Raw genomic sequence first — 634 nt, 5'->3', positions numbered from 1 at the left:
GGCTTCAATGCCGGCGCGACGGGGCTGGTCGACACGGCGAGCGGCCAGGCGGTGGTGCTGAGCCTCGAGGCTGGGCAGGTGGTCGGCCGTGCGGGCGTCGGCGGCGTGATCGTGTTCACGGTCAGCACCGATGCGTCGGGCAATGTGACGCTCGACCAGCAGCGTGCGGTGGTCCATCCGACGACGGACCCGAACGAGCCGGTCAGCCTGAACGCCGACAATCTGGTGACGCTGACGGCGACGATCACCGACAAGGATGGCGATCATCAGTCGGCGACGCTGAACATTGGCAGCAACCTGACCTTCCTGGATGACGGCCCGTCGATCTCGGCGCCGGGCGCCAGTGCATCGCTGACGGTGGACGAGACGGATCTGACGACGAATGCGACGGCGAGCTTCGCCAGCGCCTTCACCTCGAGTTATGGCGCCGATGGCGCCGGCACGACCACCTATGCGCTGGGCTTCAATGCCGGCGCGACGGGGCTGGTCGACACGGCGAGCGGCCAGGCGGTGGTGCTGAGCCTCGAGGCTGGSCAGGTGGTCGGCCGTGCGGGCGTCGGCGGCGTGATCGTGTTCACGGTCAGCACCGATGCGTCGGGCAATGTGACGCTCGACCAGCAGCGTGCGGTGGTCC

1 protein-coding gene is annotated in these 634 nt (G+C 68.7%); it reads left to right on the top strand.

Going from position 1 to position 634, the window contains the following annotated elements; all coding sequences use genetic code 11:
- A partial coding sequence (locus ACXJ7R_RS35670; RefSeq protein WP_457155879.1) for a DUF5801 repeats-in-toxin domain-containing protein occupies positions 1–634 on the top strand: 634 nt, incomplete at both ends.

It is taken from the genome of Mesorhizobium sp. P5_C1, from assembly GCF_054049815.1.
Note: the sequence above shows the minus strand (reverse complement) of the source record. Positions and strands in the feature narration are given on the sequence as shown.